General features: G+C 38.6%; 11 protein-coding genes. 10 read left to right on the top strand and 1 reads right to left on the bottom strand.

Translation table 11 applies throughout. From position 1 onward, the window contains the following. Positions 1-476: 476 nt before the first annotated feature. The 7 genes from Q4443_RS02150 to Q4443_RS02120 all read left to right on the top strand — a co-directional run bounded on the left by Q4443_RS02150 (position 477) and on the right by Q4443_RS02120 (position 13,922). On the top strand, positions 477-1,697 hold the full coding sequence (locus Q4443_RS02150; protein ID WP_000661897.1) for a S9 family peptidase: 1,221 nt from the start codon (positions 477-479) through the stop codon (positions 1,695-1,697). Positions 1,698-2,155: 458 nt separating this feature from the next. Continuing rightward, a complete protein-coding gene (locus Q4443_RS02145; RefSeq protein ID WP_000146948.1) occupies positions 2,156-2,419 on the top strand; it encodes a phosphocarrier protein HPr in 264 nt (87 codons plus the stop codon). 5 nt (positions 2,420-2,424) lie between these two features. Further along, positions 2,425-4,158 (top strand): phosphoenolpyruvate--protein phosphotransferase, encoded by a 1,734-nt coding sequence (gene ptsP, locus Q4443_RS02140; RefSeq protein WP_049489689.1) that lies wholly within the window; start codon positions 2,425-2,427, stop codon positions 4,156-4,158. 245 nt (positions 4,159-4,403) lie between these two features. Further along, entirely contained in the window at positions 4,404-6,941 is a 2,538-nt protein-coding gene (locus Q4443_RS02135; protein WP_049518619.1) for a pneumococcal-type histidine triad protein, read from the top strand. Positions 6,942-7,136: 195 nt separating this feature from the next. Next, positions 7,137-8,054, top strand: a complete 918-nt coding sequence (locus Q4443_RS02130; RefSeq protein ID WP_000747424.1) for a metal ABC transporter substrate-binding protein — start codon at positions 7,137-7,139, stop codon at positions 8,052-8,054. A 7-nt stretch (positions 8,055-8,061) separates the two neighbouring features. Then, on the top strand, positions 8,062-10,578 hold the full coding sequence (locus Q4443_RS02125) for a pneumococcal-type histidine triad protein (RefSeq protein ID WP_049518622.1): 2,517 nt from the start codon (positions 8,062-8,064) through the stop codon (positions 10,576-10,578). Positions 10,579-10,868: 290 nt separating this feature from the next. After that, complete coding sequence (locus tag Q4443_RS02120; protein ID WP_049518623.1) at positions 10,869-13,922, top strand: pneumococcal-type histidine triad protein; 3,054 nt, start codon at positions 10,869-10,871, stop codon at positions 13,920-13,922. A gap of 36 nt (positions 13,923-13,958) precedes the next feature. Here Q4443_RS02120 and pepT read toward each other — a convergent pair whose 3' ends face one another. After that, positions 13,959-15,182: a peptidase T gene (gene pepT / locus Q4443_RS02115; protein ID WP_049518625.1), complete on the bottom strand. Its 1,224-nt coding sequence runs from the start codon at positions 15,180-15,182 to the stop codon at positions 13,959-13,961. 358 nt (positions 15,183-15,540) lie between these two features. Between pepT and pitA the strand changes: the two genes are divergently transcribed. From pitA to Q4443_RS02100, 3 genes are read left to right on the top strand one after another with little or no spacing between them, the layout of a single operon-like run. After that, positions 15,541-18,132: a PI-2 pilus tip adhesin PitA gene (gene pitA, locus Q4443_RS02110; RefSeq protein WP_303407875.1), complete on the top strand. Its 2,592-nt coding sequence runs from the start codon at positions 15,541-15,543 to the stop codon at positions 18,130-18,132. Then, a complete protein-coding gene (gene sipA / locus Q4443_RS02105; protein ID WP_000924790.1) occupies positions 18,132-18,683 on the top strand; it encodes a PI-2 pilus system signal peptidase SipA in 552 nt (183 codons plus the stop codon). The genes pitA and sipA overlap by 1 nt, the downstream gene beginning before the upstream one ends. After that, on the top strand, positions 18,683-19,948 hold the full coding sequence (locus Q4443_RS02100) for an FctA domain-containing protein (RefSeq protein WP_044020831.1): 1,266 nt from the start codon (positions 18,683-18,685) through the stop codon (positions 19,946-19,948). The genes sipA and Q4443_RS02100 overlap by 1 nt, the downstream gene beginning before the upstream one ends. Positions 19,949-19,953 lie beyond the last annotated feature (5 nt).

The raw sequence follows: 19,953 nt of genomic DNA, 5'->3' as shown, positions 1-19,953 counted from the left end.
AAACAAAAAAACTATATACTGTATATTGGTAAGATAAATAGAAGATTTTCAGCAAGTTATCTGAAAGGAAAACGAAGAAAATAGCAAAAATCGTAAGAACAGGAATAAGTCTAGCTGAGACAATGCTTTAATAAAACAGAAACTGTGATATTTACGAAAAAAAGAAATTTTCCACACAAGATGTCCCAATATTTTGTATTAGAATATCTAAAATATAACAAAAGTGGAAATGACAGATTATGCTGTATTCATAAAAATGGATCATTGGTTAATTTTATATAGGATACTTATGAGTTTCGTATCCTTTTATAAGGAGTATATAAATACAATGTTTGAGAAAGTTCATTTTATGTGATATACTACATGTGATTATAAGATTAAAAAATGGATATCTGGATGCTTTTGTTTGATAGAGAATGTTATCAGATTATAATTAGATTAAATAAATGAAAGAACACAGAATTAGGAGGCGCGTGGTGAAAGAAAATGATGTTATTTTAAAACGGCAATCAACTCAAATATTTTTTAAGAATGGTGATACGGATTTTTTCTTTAATTGGTTGTTAGGAATCGGTGAAATTTTTGGTTTCTCTCATGGAGAGCTTTATTATCTTGCTCAAAGATTGGGGAACTCACCAAAGCCTGATGACTGGAAAAATGTATTTTTATCGCATGTAAACTACCTTGAACAAGAAGCAAGTAATTCAGGATTGAGTGAACAAACAAAGGCGCAGTATTATCTTGCACAGACCTACTCACTTCGCTCGGCAATTCAGTTTACCGATCCATTTTCTGACGAGTATTTACCGACCGTTCGTCAAATGGAGAAGGTGTTTTCTAGTGCAATTCATTCACTAGGTGTACCGATTGAAAAACTAACTATTCCCTATCAGGGTTCTTACTTGCCTGGGTATTATCTTCATAGCGGCGATAATTGTCCAACGCTAATCATGATTGGTGGAGGTGATACTTATCGCGAAGATTTATTTTACTTTGCAGGATATCCTGGCTGGATACGAAATTATAATGTTTTAATGGTTGACCTTCCTGGTCAAGGGAGCAATCCTAGTAGAGGGCTGGTCTTTGATGTGGATGCTTCTATTCCAATTTCATTATGCATAGACTGGTTGGAAAATAGAAATCCTAAACTAAATTATTTAGCTATTTATGGTGTCAGCGGAGGGGGATATTTTACCGCACAAGCTGTCGAAAAGGATCCAAGAATTCATGCTTGGATTGCTAGTACCCCTATTTACGACGTTGCAGAACTTTTCAGAAAAGAATTTGGATCAAGTTTGAAAGCACCTAGTTGGTTAATAAATGCCATTTTAAAATTAGCTGGAAATTTGAATGAATCAGCAAATTTAAATCTTAAAAAGTATGCATGGCAGTTTGGTACTTCTGATTTTAAGAGTGCTATTGATGATGTATTTAACCATGCAAAGATTGTGGATTATCAAAAAATTCAATGCCCATGCCTGTTTATTATGGGAAAGGGTGAGGGTGCTGAACTGCAGCATCAAACTAAGGTAATTTATGAAGCACTTAAATCTAAAAATCAACAAACTAAACTTCAAGTATTTGAGGCGGAAAGTGGTGCGGACGCTCATTGCCAAGTCAATAATCTAAGACTCGCCCATAATGTCGTTTTTGATTGGTTGGATACTTTATTTGAATGGAATCAATCAAAGTTTTAGTTCTACTTATACCACTTAGATATATCTACCTTTTTACTGTTAGGGGCTACAAACTTATTTTACTTTAAGTAGCAAATTGGATAAATTCTCTACTGTTGATGGTAAGAGTAGGTTTTAGAATTTCAGTATTTAGTATTTGATGAAGTCTTTTCAAATAATAGATTTACTGAGTTATATTAATTATAGTTAAATAGTATTATTTCATTATTTACTAGGATTGTCCTCTGATTGGTATTAAGGGAAAATAGCTTTGAAAATTGGAATTTTGAAGGTAATATTCTTTTAATAATTAGTGCCTAAATTTCCCATAGTACCTGTATGATAGAAAAAGAAGCAATTTCATTTTCAGTAAAAGTCCATAAAATACTTGAAAAATTATCTAGAAGGTGATATAATACAGTCTTGTAAGGGTTATCACATATAATCCAAATAAGAAACAATTAAAGGAGAGTCAAACTATGGCTTCTAAAGATTTCCACGTAGTGGCAGAAACAGGTATTCATGCACGTCCAGCAACATTGTTGGTTCAAACAGCTAGCAAATTTGCTTCAGATATCACTCTTGAGTACAAAGGTAAATCAGTAAACCTTAAATCAATCATGGGTGTTATGAGTCTTGGTGTTGGCCAAGGTGCTGACGTTACAATTTCAGCTGAAGGTGCAGATGCTGACGATGCAATCGCTGCAATCACTGAAACTATGGAAAAAGAAGGATTGGCATAAGGAAAATGACAGAAATGCTTAAAGGAATCGCAGCATCTGACGGTGTTGCAGTTGCAAAAGCATATCTACTCGTTCAACCGGATTTGTCATTTGAGACTGTTACAGTCGAAGATACAAACGCAGAAGAAGCTCGCCTTGATGCCGCTCTACAGGCATCACAAGACGAGCTTTCTGTTATTCGCGAGAAAGCAGTAGGTACGCTCGGTGAAGAAGCAGCTCAAGTTTTTGACGCTCACTTAATGGTTCTTGCTGACCCAGAAATGATCAGCCAAATCAAGGAAACAATCCGTGCGAAGAAAGTGAATGCAGAAGCAGGTCTGAAAGAAGTAACAGACATGTTTATCACTATCTTTGAAGGCATGGAAGACAACCCATACATGCAAGAACGCGCAGCGGATATCCGCGACGTTACAAAACGTGTATTGGCAAATCTCCTTGGTAAAAAATTGCCAAACCCAGCTTCTATCAATGAAGAAGTGATTGTGATTGCGCATGACTTGACTCCTTCAGATACAGCTCAATTGGATAAAAACTTTGTAAAAGCTTTTGTAACCAACATTGGTGGACGTACAAGCCACTCAGCTATCATGGCGCGTACACTTGAAATTGCAGCAGTATTAGGTACAAACAACATCACTGAAATCGTTAAAGAGGGTGACATTCTTGCTGTTAACGGTATCACTGGTGAGGTTATTATCAACCCAACTGATGAGCAAGCGGCTGAATTCAAGGCTGCTGGTGAAGCTTATGCGAAGCAAAAAGCTGAATGGGCGCTCTTGAAAGATGCTAAAACAGTAACTGCGGATGGTAAACACTTTGAATTGGCTGCCAACATCGGTACTCCAAAAGACGTTGAAGGTGTCAATGACAACGGTGCTGAAGCTGTTGGTCTTTACCGTACAGAGTTCTTGTACATGGATTCTCAAGACTTCCCAACAGAAGACGAGCAGTACGAAGCTTACAAGGCTGTACTTGAAGGAATGAACGGTAAACCTGTTGTTGTTCGTACAATGGATATCGGTGGAGATAAGGAACTTCCTTACTTCGATATGCCTCACGAAATGAACCCATTCCTTGGATTCCGTGCCCTTCGTATCTCTATTTCTGAAACTGGAGATGCTATGTTCCGTACACAAATCCGTGCCCTTCTTCGTGCTTCTGTTCACGGTCAATTGCGTATCATGTTCCCAATGGTTGCACTCTTGAAAGAATTCCGTGCAGCGAAAGCAGTCTTTGATGAAGAAAAAGCAAACCTTCTTGCTGAAGGTGTTGCAGTTGCGGATAATATCCAAGTTGGTATCATGATCGAAATCCCAGCAGCAGCAATGCTTGCAGACCAATTTGCCAAAGAAGTTGACTTCTTCTCAATTGGTACAAACGACTTGATCCAATACACAATGGCAGCAGACCGTATGAACGAACAAGTTTCATACCTTTACCAACCATACAACCCATCAATCCTTCGTTTGATTAACAACGTTATCAAAGCAGCTCACGCTGAAGGTAAATGGGCTGGTATGTGTGGTGAGATGGCTGGTGACCAACAGGCTGTTCCACTTCTTGTCGGAATGGGCTTGGATGAGTTCTCTATGTCAGCAACATCAGTACTTCGTACACGTAGCTTGATGAAGAAACTCGATACAGCTAAGATGGAAGAGTACGCAAACCGTGCCCTTACAGAATGCTCAACAATGGAAGAAGTTCTTGAACTTCAAAAAGAATACGTTAATTTTGATTAATCGAAAAGTCCTTGCAACTCAGTTGCAGGGATTTTTTTAAAGAATTTTCAAGCTAATTTTTCTTATATAAAGTCCAATCTTGAGAAAGTTGTGGTCAGAACAAAAAAATACTTAACTGGTTCATAAAATTCTTGACAAGTTGCAAATTTAGGAGTAAACTATTAACCAGTTAATTAATAGAGAGGAGTTTCTGCAATTTAGAAATGAATTGCAAATAGAAATATTAAAAAAGAAAGAGAGTTTCGATGAAAATTAATAAAAAATACCTTGCTGGTTCTGCGGTAGCTTTAATTTTAAGTGTTTGCTCTTACGAGTTGGGACTGTATCAAGCCAGAACGGTCAAGGAAAATAACCGTGTGTCTTACGTTGATGGTAAACAAACTGCGCAAAAAACGGAGAATCTGACTCCTGATGAGGTTAGCAAGAAAGAAGGCATCAATGCCGAGCAAATCGTCATCAAGATAACAGACCAAGGCTATGTCACTTCACATGGTGACCACTATCATTATTACAATGGCAAGGTTCCTTATGATGCCATCATCAGTGAAGAGTTGCTGATGAAGGATCCAAACTACCAGCTCAAGGACGAGGATATTGTCAGTGAAATCAAGGGCGGTTATGTTATCAAGGTAGATGGAAAATACTATGTTTACCTTAAGGACACTGCACATGCGGATAATGTCCGTACGAAAGAAGAAATCAATCGGCAAAAACAAGAACATAGTCAGCATCGTGAAAGAGGGACTTCAGCAAACGATGGTGCGGTAGCCTTGGCACGTTCACAGGGACGCTACACCACAGATGATGGTTACATCTTTAATGCATCCGATATCATTGAAGATACTGGTGATGCTTATATCGTTCCTCATGGCGACCATTACCATTACATTCCTAAGAGCGAGTTATCAGCCAGCGAATTGGCTGCTGCAGAAGCCTTTCTATCTGGTAGAAGTGGCCAATCAAAGGCGCCTACTTATCGCCGTACCAATAACAACAGTGCTAGCAGCGATGTAGATAGATGGAGCCCATCCTATAATAACCAAGGCAGTGGCTATACGAACACGAACACATCTAACAACAGTAGTGACGATAGTCAAGCAAGTCAAAGTGATGAGGATATTGATAGCCTTCTGAAACAACTTTACGCCTTGCCGCTCAGCCAACGACACGTAGAATCTGATGGCCTTGTCTTCGACCCAGCACAGATTACAAGTCGAACAGCTAGAGGAGTTGCTGTGCCTCATGGGAACCATTACCATTTCATCCCTTATACACAGATGTCTGAATTGGAAGAACGAATCGCTCGTATTATTCCTCTACAGTACAGTTCGAGCCATAGGGTGCCGGATTCAAGACCAGAACAACCAAGTCCACAACCGACTCCGGAACCTAGTCCAAGCCCACAACCTGCACCAACTCCTCAACCAACTCCAAGCAATCCAATTGATGAAAAATTGGTTAAACAGGTGATTCGAAAAGTAGCTGATGGCTATGTATTTGAGGAGAATGGAATCTCTCGTTATATTCCTGCCAAGGAACTTTCAGCAGAAACTGCAGCAGCCATTGATAGTAAACTAGCCAAGCAAGAAAGTTTGTCTCATAAACTCGGAGCTAAGAAAACCAACCTCCCATCTGGTGATCGAGGATTTTACAATAAGGCTTATGATTTACTAGCAAGAATTCATCAGGACTTACTTGATAATAAAGGTCGTAAAGTTGATTTTGACGCTTTGGATAAACTCTTGGAACGACTCAATGATGCTTCAAGTGATAAAGTCAAGTTGGTGGATGATATTTTGGCCTATCTAGCACCGATTCGTCATCCAGAACGTTTAGGAAAACCAAATGCGCAAATAGCTTACACAGATGATGAGATTCAAGTAGCCAAGTTGGCAGGCAAGTATACAACAGAAGATGGCTATATCTTTGATCCTCGTGATATCACCAGTGATGAGGGGGATGCCTATGTAACTCCACATATGACCCATAGCCATTGGATTAAAAAAGATAGTTTGTCTGAAGCCGAAAGAGCGGCAGCCCAGGCTTATGCTAAAGAGAAAGGTTTGACTCCTCCTTCAACAGACCATCAGAATCCAGGAAATACGGAGGCTAAAGGAGCAGAAGCTATCTACAACCGCGTGAAAGCAGCTAAAAAGGTGCCGCTTGATCGTATGCCTTACAATCTCCAACATACCGTGGAAGTTAAAAACGGTAGTTTAATCATTCCTCATTATGATCATTACCATAACATCAAATTTGAGTGGTTTGACGAAGGACTTTATGAGGCACCTAAGGGGTATACTCTTGAGGATCTCTTTGCGACTGTCAAGTACTATGTCGAACATCCAAACGAACGTCCGCATTCAGATAGTGGTTGGGGGAATGCAAGTGACCATGTTCAAAGAAACCAAAATGGTCAAGCTGATACCAATCAAACGGAAAAACCATCAGAGGAGAAACCTCGTACAGAAAAACCTGAGGAAGAAAAACCTCGCGAAGAGAAACCTCAGAGTGAGAAACCAGAATCTCCAAAACCAACTGAGGAGCCAGAAGAAGAATCACCAGAGGAACCAGAAGAACCTCAGGTTGAAACTGAAAAGGTTGAAGAAAAACTGAGAGAGGCTGAAGAGCTACTTGCAAAGATCCAAGACCCCATTATCAAGTCCAATGCCAAAGAAACTCTCACTGGCTTAAAAAATAACCTGCTATTTGGCTCCCAGGACAACAATACTATTATGGCAGAAGCTGAAAAATTATTGGCTTTGTTAAGGGAGAGTAAGTAGTTGTAACAACATTTTCTAACTCCTAAAAACAGGATAGGAGAACTAGAAAAGTTAAAATCGAAAATGAGAACAGAATGTAAGTTCTAGTTCTCATTTTTTTCATGAAAATATGTAAAATATCTTGACATATAGTGTAAATAAAGATAAACTATTTACTAGTTAATTAAATGGTTAAATACTAGTTAAGGAGTAATGATGAAAAAAAGAACATTTCTATTATTAGTGGCAAGTCTGCTGGTTCTTGTCTTAGGAGCATGTGGTCAAAAAGAAAAACAAGAAGCAAAAGGGATGAAGATTGTAACAAGTTTTTACCCAATCTATGCCATGGTAAAAGAGGTATCAGGGGACTTGAATGATGTACGGATGATTCAGTCAAGTAGTGGGATTCACTCCTTTGAACCGTCAGCAAATGACATTGCTGCTATTTATGACGCGGATGTCTTTGTCTACCATTCTCATACGCTCGAATCTTGGGCTGGAAGTCTAGATCCTAACTTGAAAAACTCAAAAGTTAAGGTTTTAGAAGCTTCTGAAGGAATGACGTTGGAGCGTGTACCAGGTTTGGAAGATGTTGAAGCTGGTGACGGTATCGATGAAAAAACACTCTACGACCCTCACACTTGGTTAGATCCAGAAAAAGCAGGTGAAGAAGCTCAGATTATCGCTGACAAACTTTCGGAGATTGATAGTGCTAATAAGGAAACGTATCAAAAGAATGCTAAAAACTTTATCGCTAAAGCCCAAGAATTGACTAAGAAGTACCAGCCTATTTTTGAAAAAGCGAGTCAAAAGACCTTTGTTACACAACACACAGCCTTTTCTTATCTCGCTAAACGCTTTGGTTTGAAACAACTTGGTATAGCAGGGATTTCCCCTGAACAAGAACCAAGTCCGAGACAACTAACAGAAATTCAGGAATTCGTTAAGACCTATAAGGTTAAAACCATCTTTACTGAGAGCAATGCTTCTTCTAAAGTCGCTGAGACCTTGGTCAAATCAACAGGAGTTAGCCTAAAGACACTCAATCCTTTGGAAGCTGATCCTGAAAATGACAAAACTTACTTAGAAAATTTAGAAGAAAATATGAATGTTCTTGCAGAAGAATTAAAATGAGGAAATTATGAAAATCAATAAAAAATATCTAGCAGGTTCTGCGGCAGCTTTAATTTTAAGTGTTTGTTCTTACGAGTTGGGACTGTATCAAGCTAGAACAGTCAAGGAAAATAATCGTGTTTCCTATATAGATGGAAAACAACCGAGTCAAAAGGCAGAGACTTTGACACCTGATGAAGTCAGTAAAAAAGAAGGCATCAATGCCGAACAAATTGTCATCAAAATTACTGATCAAGGCTATGTCACTTCACACGGTGACCACTATCATTATTACAATGGGAAGGTTCCTTATGATGCTATCATCAGTGAAGAGTTGCTGATGAAAGATCCGAATTATCAGTTGAAAGATTCAGATATTGTTAATGAAATCAAGGGTGGTTATGTGATTAAGGTAGACGGGAAATACTATGTTTACCTGAAAGATACGGCTCATGCGGATAATATTCGAACAAAAGAAGAAATTACTCGTCAGAAACAAGAACATAGTAGTAATCACGGAGGAGGTTCTAACGATCAGGCAGTAGTTGTAGCCAGAGCTCAAGGACGCTATACAACAGATGATGGTTATATCTTTAATGCATCTGATATCATCGAAGATACGGGCGATGCTTATATCGTTCCTCATGGTAATCACTTCCACTATATTCCTAAGAGTGACTTGTCTGCCAGTGAATTAGCTGCTGCTCGAGCCTTCTTATCTGGTAAAGGTGGTCAAACAAGCTCAGTTGGGTATCGTCCGTCTACAAATTCTTCTAGTAGCTCATCAGATGCATCGAATAGTAGTTCATATGGACAAACAAATCATAGTAAAGTTGAGACAAATATTAGAGGATGGGCTCCAAGTGTTAGCTCACAAGTGGATAATAGTTATCAAGAAAGTCCAAGTGAAGATGTATCTAGTCTCTTGAAACAACTTTATGCCTTGCCGCTCAGTCAACGACACGTGGAATCAGATGGACTTGTCTTTGATCCAGCGCAGATTACAAGAAAAACTGCGAATGGTGTTGCAGTGCCACACGGAGACCATTACCACTTTATCCCTTATTCTCAAATGACTGATTTAGAGCAGAAGATTGCAAGAATGATTCCGTTAAAAGGGCAATATGGATTAAATCAAATTGGTACAGATATTAAACCTTTAGTATCAAGAGAAGTAGTTCATAAGTTCTTAGGACAACCAATCAAAGCTTATGGAAAAGGTTTAGATGGTAAACCTTATGATACGAGTGATGGATATGTATTCAGTAAAGATTCTATCTATTCAGTTGATAAATCAGGCATTATAGCGAGACATGGAAATCATTTCCATTATGTGGGATTTGGAGAGTTAGAACAGTTCGAATTAGATGAAGTTAGCAAATGGATGAAGGAAAAAGGCCAACCTAATGAGAGTGTTATTCCTTCAGAGAATATGGATAACAAAGAAAAACCAAAATTTGATTCAAAAAAAGTGACTGGTAAAGTGACTAAAGATGGTAAAGTAGGCTATGTTCTTAAAGAGAACGGAAAAGAATACTTCTACTCTCGAGATGAACTTGATCTTACTCAAATTGCTTTTTCTGAACAAGAACTCATGCTTAAGGATAGAGATCATTATCGTTATGATATAGTAGACACAGGGATCAAACCAAGATTAGCTGTAGATGTCTCAAGTTTGCCGATGCATGCAGCGAATACTACCTATGATACTGGAAGTTCATTCATTATTCCACACATTGATCATATTCATGTTGTGCCTTACTCATGGTTAGAGCCTGATCAAATTGCGACTATTAAATATGTCATGCAACACCCTGAGGTTCGTCCTGAAGTTTGGTCTAAGCCGGGTCACGAGGATTCAGGTTCCGTTATTGCTAATGTGACTCCTCTTGAAAAACGCGCTGGAATGCAGAATTGGCAAATTATCCATTCTGCTGAAGAAGTTCAGAAAGCACTTAAAGAAGGCAAGTTTGCAACTCCTGATGGATATATTTTTGATCCTCAGGATGTATTGGCAAAGGGAACCTATATTTGGGCAGATAAATCTTTCAGTATTCCAAAAGCTAGTGGTGATTCATTGAGAAATATCAATCAGTCTGATTTATCAGATAAAGAGTGGAAACAAGCTCAAGAGTTGATTGCTAAAAGAATTAAAGAAAAAGAAACAACAAATGATTCTTCTAATTCACATCTAGTTTCTTCAGATAAGAAATCGGAAACAAAGAAAGATGCATCCGATTCAAATAAAGTCGATGAACAACCAAAGGATAATAAATCTCAAAATGAGGCAGATGCGACTAGCAGCAATCCTTCGGTTGAAAAAGACAAACCTAAAGCAGAAGAAAATAAAGAAGATGATTACGATGATATACCAGATTATGGATTAGATAAGGCCACTTTAAAAGATCATATAAATAAAATAACACAAATTGCTCAAATTGATTCTAAATACCTTATTTTTTCAGCAGAAGGAGTTCAGTTTTATAATAAGAATGGGGATTTAGTAACCTATGATATTAAAACTCTTAAGCAAATAAAACCTTAGAAGATTTTGACAAATAATCATCTAGTTGAAAGGATATTGTTCTATTATTGGATAGAATAATGTCCTTTTATTTGTTAATAAAAAGATGAAATTTCCTGTCTAAAAAATGAAGAAAGGATTCTTAAAGTAATAATTTGAGTCTCTTTCACTAAAAATCTTGACAGATAAACTTAAAAAAGGTAAACTATTTACTGGTTAATTAATTGGTTAAATAACCGGTTTAGGAAAACTGTTTAACCGAAAAAAAGAAGTTAAGAAATAGCTTCATCATTTATTGAAATGAGGGATTTATGAAATTCAGTAAAAAATATATAGCAGCTGGATCAGCTCTTATCGTATCCTTGAGTCTTTGCGCTTATGCATTGAACCAGTATAGATCGCAGGAAAATAAGGACAATAATCGTGTATCTTATGTCGATGGTAAACAAGACTCTCAAAAAACAGAGACCCAGACACCAGATCAAGTTAGCAAAAAAGAAGATATTCAGGCAGAACAGATTGTCGTGAAAATTACCGATCAAGGTTATGTGACATCACACGGTGATCATTTCCATTATTACAATGGGAAAGTTCCTTTTGACGCGATTTTCAGCGAAGAACTGTTGATGAAAGATGCCAATTATCAACTGAAAGATGCTGACATTGTCAACGAAATCAAAGGTGGCTACATTATCAAGGTGGATGGCAAGTATTATGTTTACCTTAAAGATGCGGCTCATGCTGATAATATTCGTACGAAGGACGAAATTGAGCGCCAAAAACAAGGTCATACTCATGATGCACCAACCTCTAACAGTGCAGTGGCGCTTGCTCAATCGCAAGGTCGCTATACCACTGATGATGGGTATATTTTTAATCCATCTGATATTATAGAGGATACTGGTGATGCTTATATCGTTCCTCATGGAGGACATTTCCACTACATTCCGAAGAGTTCCTTGTCTGCTAGCGAATTGGCAGCTGCTCAAACTTACCTCTCTGGAACTAGAAAGCAACCAACTGTGACTGACTATCGTCCAAACCAAAATGGAAGCAGTCAAACCACTAATCCAAGTCAACAAACCGAAACACCAAGCAAACCAGAAGAGAGCCTTCAGAGTCTATTGCAGCAACTCTATGCTCTTCCAAGTAATCAACGTTATGCTGAATCAGATGGCTTGATTTTTGATCCTGCTAAGATTTCAAGTAGAACGCCGAGTGGCGTGGCGATTCCTCACGGAAATCACTATCATTTCATCCCATATACAAAGCTTTCTGCATTGGAAGAAAAGATTGCGCGTATGATTCCTTTATCTAGCGACAGTGGGAAGCCAACACCTTTGGAAAATCCAAGCAAACCAGCAGAACATCCAGCTCAACCAGATCATCCTCATGACCAAGACGGTGACCATGGAAGTCAGGATACCAACCATGAAGACCATGACCACGATGGAGAGGAGCATGACCATCATCACGGTGAAGAACATGATCATGGTTTTGCAGCTGACCGTGTTATTAGTGAAGATGAGCAAGGGTTTGTAGTTTCTCATGGAGATCACGCTCATTATTTCTTTAAGAAGGACTTGACTGCAGCCCAAATCAAAGCTGCCCAAGATCACTTGAAAGAAAATCATCAGTCGCAGCACGTTCAACCACTTGCAAAGACTGTGGAAAGTTTCTCAAGAGATGCTAGCGATGAAGAAAAAATCAAGTATATCTCACAGACCTACGGAGTACCGCTTGAAGCGATTCGCATTTCAAATGGATTCTTTGTCTTTGGAAATCCGGATCAAGCTTATGATCCAACCCATATCCATCCCTATGCTGTTCGAAAAGAACATGTTCGTATTCCTCTCCAAACTGGAAATCCAGAACTGGATTTCCTAAATGAACTGTATACAACTGCCCTACGTGATGGGGTATCTCCTTATAGTTTACAGGTAGAAAGTGGTAGTTTTGTGATTCCTCACGGAGACCACAATCACTACATCAAGGTTCAAACTAAGGGCTATGAAGTAGCTTTGAAAAATAAGATTCCGGCCCTACAATCGACCTATCAACCTGGAGCATTTGATGAACAAACAGTTCTATCTAAGGTGGATCAACTTTTAGCAGATAGCAGAAGTCTCTACAAAGACCAGCCAATCATGCAGAGACGGGTTGAACTTGCTTTGGGGCAGTTCACCGAAAATATGAAAAAATTGGCAACAAACTCAACTGCTGGATATCTAACATCCTTGGATCTCTTTGATAAACAGTATATCCATGTGGATCAAAGTGTGGCACCGGTTGAAACTTCACCTTTAGATAAGAAGTACCAAGCCCTTGTAGATAAGATCAATACACTGGATACAGATACTTATGGCTTGCCTAAGAAAGATCTCTTAGTACATTTGCAGGAAGCAAAACTAGCACAGGATGAGACAGAGTTGACTGCGATTGAAGCGAAACTGCAGGCCTTGCAAAATTTCCGAGATCGGACAGGGGTTACAACAGTAGAGTACATCAAGTACTTCTACGAACATGTGTCTGATGGTCGTTTGAGAGAAGAACTTCGGAACCGTGTTGCCAAGTTGACATGGGAACTTTACCAGTCACAATCTTTCCTCAAAGCAACCGACTTGAACAAGTTATTCCCAACTATTTACCAAACTAAGTTAGAAGTAGAAGAAGCTCTCAAAGAAGAACCCGTTTCTACAAAAGTTGGTAAGACTATTCTAGATACGGAAAAAGTAGATAGTCAAACTGCTAAGACCGCCATCTATGAATTCCTAAAAGAACTCTACGGTGATTTTATGCCAGAAGAGCGGGTTAGTCATGTTAAGAAGGAAGAAGTGGATGCTCTCCTAACTAAAGCTGCTCAACTCCTAGCACGTGTCAAAGAAGATGGTGTCAAACAATCCCTAGCTGAAGAAGCAGCTAATATCAAAGCGGCTACTGAAAAGGAAAATGCAGACCTTGACGAAGCTAAAACACAACTTGAGGATCTCTTGAATCGTATTGCAGCGACTATCCAACGAGAGAAAAAAGAAGCAGAACAAGATCCACAAACGGTGATTATCTACCAAAAACTCTATAATATCTTGCTCTCTCTTCACAAGTACTTAGAGGATAACAAAGGATCCGATGCTGACTTTGAACGTGTTGATGGCCTATTTGATCAACTTGCAGCCAAAAGTAGTGATAAAGAAGGCCTCCTCACTCTAGCTAAAGAAATCATTAGCTTGAACCAGGAACTCCGTTCAAAAGCAAGTAAAACTGATAGCCAATCTAAGTCTGAGAAAGACAGTGAAACAGCTGCTTCTAAACCAACAGAAAAGCAAGCGCAAAGTGAGTCTGAGACAAGTGCTCAACCAAATGAATAAAAAGAAAGGCGAAGTAGCTGAGCTACCTCGTCTTTTTTAGTCTTTATAAGATACAATGCCAATGATGGTATCCACCGCACGCTCCATAGTCTGAAGGCTGACGTATTCAAAACGTCCATGCATGTTTTCACCACCAGCAAAGATATTTGGAGTTGGGATACCCATAAAGGAAATCTTAGAGCCATCTGTTCCACCACGAATTGGTTCAATAATTGGCGTGATACCTAAATCTTCCATAACATCCTTAGCAATGGTAACGGGTGTCATGTCTTTCTCAATGACTTCCTTCATATTGTAGTACTGGTCTGTCAGAGTCAAGCTAACGCGATCATTCCCAAGCTCTTGATTCATCTTATCAGCAATAGACTGCATAGCTGCTTTACGAGCTTCAAAGGAATCCTTTTCAAAGTCACGAATGATGTAGCTTGCACGCGCCTCCTCGACACTACCTGACACATCCATAAGATGATAGAAACCTTGGTAACCATCTGTCAGTTCAGGTCGGTCATTCTCTGGAAGTTGATTATGAAAATCAATTGCTAGCTGAAGGGCATTGACCATTTGACCCTTTGCAGTACCAGGGTGAACATTGCGCCCTTGGAAATGAAGCTCAGCAGCAGCGGCTGAGAAAGTCTCGTACTGAAGTTCTCCTAGCGGACCACCATCAACAGTATAGGCAAAGTCAACGTCAAAGTCTTCTGCATCAAACTTGTTAGCACCAACACCGATTTCTTCATCTGGTCCAAAACCAACTCGAATCTCACAGTGTTTGATTTCGGGATGAGCAGTCAGGTATTCGATAGCAGTCATAATTTCAGCAATTCCTGACTTGTCATCAGCACCTAGCAAGGTCGTTCCATCTGTTGTGATGAGTGTTTGGCCTGGATATTTCTCAAGACTCTTGAAGTCGGCCGGATCTAGTTTAAATCCAGAATCACCCAAGTCGATAACTCCACCATCGTAATTTTCGATGACTTGCGGATTAACTCCCTCAGCATTAAAGTCAGCTGTGTCCATGTGGGAGATGAAGCCAATCTTGCGTGTCAAGCTTGGATCATTAGCTGGTAAGGTACCAATAGCAAAACCATTTGGAAGGTAGTAGACGTTTTGCAGACCGACACGTTTCATTTCAGGAATAAGAACATTGGTCGCAAAATCTACCTGGCTTTGCGTACTTGGAGTAGTAGTAGAGTGTTCATCAGAACGCGTATTGACCTTAACGTAGGTCAAGAAACGATCTAAAAGGTTCGGATAAGTCATAAAAACTCCTTTAACAATCATAAAATAGAATGCAAACTTCGGAAAAAACCTTATTCTGAAAATTTCATGAATTTTGAAAAAATATAATAATTCAAATTCAATAGACTTTCAAATGAAATCTTGGGCATTTTAGAATAAAATATATGCATTGATATTTTATGAGATTTTTTATTTCTTTTTTCATTTTACCATAGAATAGTTTGAAAGACAAAGAAGAATCATACTCTTTTATTAATTAACATAATATAAAATCAATCATATTAATTGACACTGCGTGAACTTTATTGTACAATTATCTTGTAAATGTCCTAGATTGATATAGTAACAATATTAGTACATTCTAGTTAAGGAGAATAAAATGAACATTCATTTCGAGTTTAAGAAAGTTCAAATTATTGTACGCCGTTTAGTTACACTGTTAGCTATTCTCTTTTTGTGTGCTCCTATAAGTCTGTTAAATGCAGATTCTACCATAGAACCCCAGACAAGTCTTCATAAAACAATTACTCCGATATCAGGACAGGAAGACAAGTATGAGTTGTCCTTGGATATTACTTCCAAGCTTGGAACGGAGACCCAAACGGATCCCTTGGATGTTGTTTTAGTAGCAGACCTCTCAGGAAGTATGCAGAATCAGGATGTCCAATCTTTTGATGGACGGACGATCAGTCGGATTGACGCATTGAAAAATACTCTAAGAGGAACAAATGGTCGTAAGGGCTTAATTGATACCATTCTATCCAATTCTAATAACCGTTTATCTATGGTAGGATTTGGTGGGAAAATTGACAATAAAAAGAATGATCAGTATTGGGATGGAAATAAATGGAGACTTTTTAGACCATACTGGCCCTATGAACGGATGACAAAATACTATGATGGCGTTTCACCATGGGATGATGCTAACACGATTTTAGGATGGAGTAACAATGCTCGTGCTGCTAAAACAGCGGTATACAACATGAGTATTGCAGGAGGTAATTCCATTGGTACTGAGTCAGGTATTGGTACCGGGACCAATATTGGGGCTGGATTAACCTTGGCCAACCAGTTAATGGGAAGTGCAAGATCTAATGCTAAGAAAGTCGTTATTTTGCTTTCAGATGGCTTTGCGAATATGGTCTACGATGCCAATGGTTACACTATATATAACTACAATAACGAAGATCCTAATATCGAAACAGCTCCCCAGTGGTTTTGGGATAGATTAAATAATAATCTAAATAGTCTATCATATAGCTTGGCTCCAACACTTGATGGTTTCTATTCGATTAAATTTCGTTATTCAAACAATGTCGACAGTATTACCAGTCTGCAATATTATATGAGGCAACATAATGCCTCCATTCCAAATGAAATATTCTCTGCAAATGATGAAGACCAGTTACAAGACAGTTTCAAAGATATCACTGATAAGATTCTGCCACTGGGAATCCACCACGTGACCATCAAGGATGTTCTTTCTAAGTATGTCCAGCTATTACCGAACGGATCGTCAGAGTTTCGTGTAGTGAAAGAAAAGGATGGTAGCAGTGAAACATTAACTGAAAATCAAGTAACTTTTGACACCAAAACAACGTCAGAAGGATTAGTGGAAGTTACGGCTAAATTTTCTCCGAATTATTCCTTAGAAGATGGAGCTAGATATGTCCTCAAATTTACTGTTACATCTAGTCAAGAAGCCCTGGATGCTATTGCTGGTGATAAAAAACTAGAGGCTGGTGATGCTGAAGGTTCTGATGTCAATAAACTCTACTCCAATAAAGGTGCCAGTGTCACCTATTCCTATGGAATAGGCACCTCTCAAACCAAGACCAAAGAATACTCTGACAACCCAACCTTTAAGCCTTCAGATCCATTAACGGTACCAGTGGAAGTTGAATGGCAAGGTGTGACGGGTGCGAGAACTGTCATTACAGCTGATCAACCGAGTAATGTTGAACTGAAACTGGTTCAAAAGAACAAGAACGGAGGTCCTGATAATCAAGACTATCGAAAGACCAATGTGAATGTTAGTAAAAACGTATCTAATGAAACGAGGAACTTTGAAAAAGTTGCCAAAGGATATCAATACGATTTAATTGCACCAGACGTCCCCGCCTTTACCAAAGAAATAAAAAATGTTGGTACAGAAACTAAACCATCCTTCAAGGTAATCTATAAACAATTGCCAAGTCTGACGATTAAGAAAGTGTTGGAAGCTGAAAATAACTTGAACAAGGAGTTTAGGATTAAGGTAAAACTAACCTCTCCTGATTCTAAGCCATTGAATGGAACTTTTGGCGATATAACTGTTGTGAATGGAGAAGCGGAGATCCGTGTCGAAAAACGAAAACGTTGGAAAGGTATTCTAAGCTATCTTCCTCGAGGAACCCATTACAAGGTTGAAGAAGAAGCGGCATCAACGAACGGTTACCACGTTACATATGAGAATCAAGAGGGCGATCTGAATAAAGACGAAACCAGTATTGTCACGAATCACAAGCTTCCAAGTTTATCAGTTACAAAAAAGGTTACGGGTGTATTTGCCAACCTATTAAAATCCTTCAAGATTACCATTAACATTAGGGATGCTCAGAATAGTCCACTGAATGGAACCTATACTGCAACGGTAAATAATAAAAGAACCCCTCTGCAATTTACGAATGGTCGAGTGTCTATTGATCTAAACAAAGATCAAACCATAAAAATTGATGGACTTCCACTCAATAGTCACTATACCGTAGAAGAGGAATCAAACTCTTCTAGTGGATATCAGGTATCTTATGAAAATCAAGAAGGCAAGCTGGATGGAGACAAGTCCGCGACAGTCACGAATAATAAGAATAGCGTGCCTGAAACCGGAGTTGACTTCCTCAGCAGTACACTCATGTTAGGAATAATCCTTCCTCTAGGGGGAATCTTCTTTACAATCCTACTCGGATATCTAGTGGTACATAGGAGAAAATAATGCTACTTAAAAAGAAACATAAGAAAACAGTAACACAAGTCAATCGGGATAAGTCTCCGCCGAGTGTATGGGGAGATATCCTCTACTTAGTCAGTAAGCTTCTGATGGTTGGGTTTGTACTGGCCACCCTTTACTTTTTTGTCTTTGGACTATTGAGATACAATGACGATGGCATGAAGCCAGCCTTAAAAGATGGCGACTTGGTTGTCTACTATAGGTTGGATAAACGTTATTCGATTGGTGATCTGCTCGTCTATAGTTATAAGGGTAAGGAAAGAGTGGCGCGTGTCATAGCAACCGAAGGAAGTACGATCGATATAAACGAAAATGGTCTCATCATCAACGGTTCTCCTCAACAAGAGCAGGATATCTACAAAGAAACGCTGCTCTATAAGGAAGGGGCTACCTTCCCAATGAAAGTCCCAGCAGGACAACTCTTTGTCCTCGGGGACAATCGAACAACGGCTGTAGATAGTCGTGCTTTTGGAACCATTCCTATACAGGATACCCATGGCAAGGTGGTAACAGTCCTAAGGCGACGGGGCTTTTGATGACAGTTTATGAAAAAAGAAATTTAAAAATAAAAGGAATAATCATGAAAAAAACATTTTTGAAAAAATTAGTTACTGCAAGTATTGCAGCTGTAACCGCCTTGTCGGTCTTTAGAGGAGTGCCAACATTTGCGGATGATAATGATGTGGCAACTGCCAAAGCAAATGGTGAAACAAGTGCAAAAGTAGCTATTAATAAGGTGTTGAATATTGCGGAAGGAATTACAACACCTGAAGCAACTTTTACATTTACTTTCACCCCAAAAACTGGTACATCATCAAATGGTGCACCTTATGAAACGATTTCTGATTCAAATGGAAAAATAGCTGCAAAGAATGTAGTTTATTCTAAAAGTGATCTTTTGCAACCAAATCAAACTAGTATTAAGAAAGATACTGGAAATATTTTCGAAAGCGTAACCTACACACACGCCGGAGAATATGTTTATACTGTAGCAGAAACTCAAAATGTTGGTTGGGCACAAATTCTGAAAAATAGCGTACCAATTGATTCTATGACATATGATAATCGTAGCTATGAAATGCACGTTATTGTAAAAAATAAGCAAAGCTCAGGTGTTTATATTTCATCTGTATATTTCAAACTAGTGTCTACAAGTTCTACTGCTAAAGTAAAACCATCTGAGAAGGGCGAACTTTATAAATATGATTTATTTGTAAATACTTACAGGAAAAATGCGGGTAAAATCACAAATCCAAATGAACCAACACCAAATAAACCAAAACCAGAAAATTTCAATCCAGGAGCAAAATCTTTAGTAATCAAAAAATTGGTAGAAGGTGATTCGGCTGATAAAACAAAAGACTTTACCTTTAAGTTAACTTTTACAAAAGCTTCAACAGATGATCAAGGTACATTTGTCGGACAAGTTGGTTCCACATCTTATACATTTGAGAATGGGAAAGAAAAAACAATTACCCTTCACCATGATCAATCTTTGGTATTTGACAATCTACCTGCAGGTACTCGCTATAAACTAGTTGAATCAGGATCTCAAGGTTATAAAGCAACAGCCTCATATAATGAAAATGGAGTTATAAGGAATCAAACGGGTACAGCTTCAGCTGATTTTACTCAAACTAGTATTTTAGTCGGTGAAAAGACAAATGATAATACCATTACAAATAGCTTGCCAAATGTTACCCCTACTGGTCTCTTGATTGACAACCTTCCTTTCATCTTGATGATTGGTCTTGGTTTGGCTGGATTTGTTGTTTTGTCTAAAAAACGCAGACAAGCTTAAGCAAG

Source organism: Streptococcus sp. GP0011 (assembly GCF_030546305.1).
Classification (GTDB): domain Bacteria; phylum Bacillota; class Bacilli; order Lactobacillales; family Streptococcaceae; genus Streptococcus.
Note: the sequence above shows the minus strand (reverse complement) of the source record. Positions and strands in the feature narration are given on the sequence as shown.

Bases quoted from the DNA above. Each gene is read 5' to 3' on its own strand.
- sipA (WP_000924790.1), top strand. From the start codon at position 18,132: ATGCTACTTAAAAAGAAACATAAGAAAACAGTAACACAAGTCAATCGG.
- Q4443_RS02100 (WP_044020831.1), top strand. From the start codon at position 18,683: ATGACAGTTTATGAAAAAAGAAATTTAAAAATAAAAGGAATAATCATG.
- pepT (WP_049518625.1), bottom strand. From the start codon at position 15,182: ATGACTTATCCGAACCTTTTAGATCGTTTCTTGACCTACGTTAAGGTC.
- Q4443_RS02145 (WP_000146948.1), top strand. From the start codon at position 2,156: ATGGCTTCTAAAGATTTCCACGTAGTGGCAGAAACAGGTATTCATGCA.
- Q4443_RS02135 (WP_049518619.1), top strand. From the start codon at position 4,404: ATGAAAATTAATAAAAAATACCTTGCTGGTTCTGCGGTAGCTTTAATT.
- Q4443_RS02130 (WP_000747424.1), top strand. From the start codon at position 7,137: ATGAAAAAAAGAACATTTCTATTATTAGTGGCAAGTCTGCTGGTTCTT.
- Q4443_RS02125 (WP_049518622.1), top strand. From the start codon at position 8,062: ATGAAAATCAATAAAAAATATCTAGCAGGTTCTGCGGCAGCTTTAATT.
- ptsP (WP_049489689.1), top strand. From the start codon at position 2,425: ATGACAGAAATGCTTAAAGGAATCGCAGCATCTGACGGTGTTGCAGTT.
- Q4443_RS02120 (WP_049518623.1), top strand. From the start codon at position 10,869: ATGAAATTCAGTAAAAAATATATAGCAGCTGGATCAGCTCTTATCGTA.
- pitA (WP_303407875.1), top strand. From the start codon at position 15,541: ATGAACATTCATTTCGAGTTTAAGAAAGTTCAAATTATTGTACGCCGT.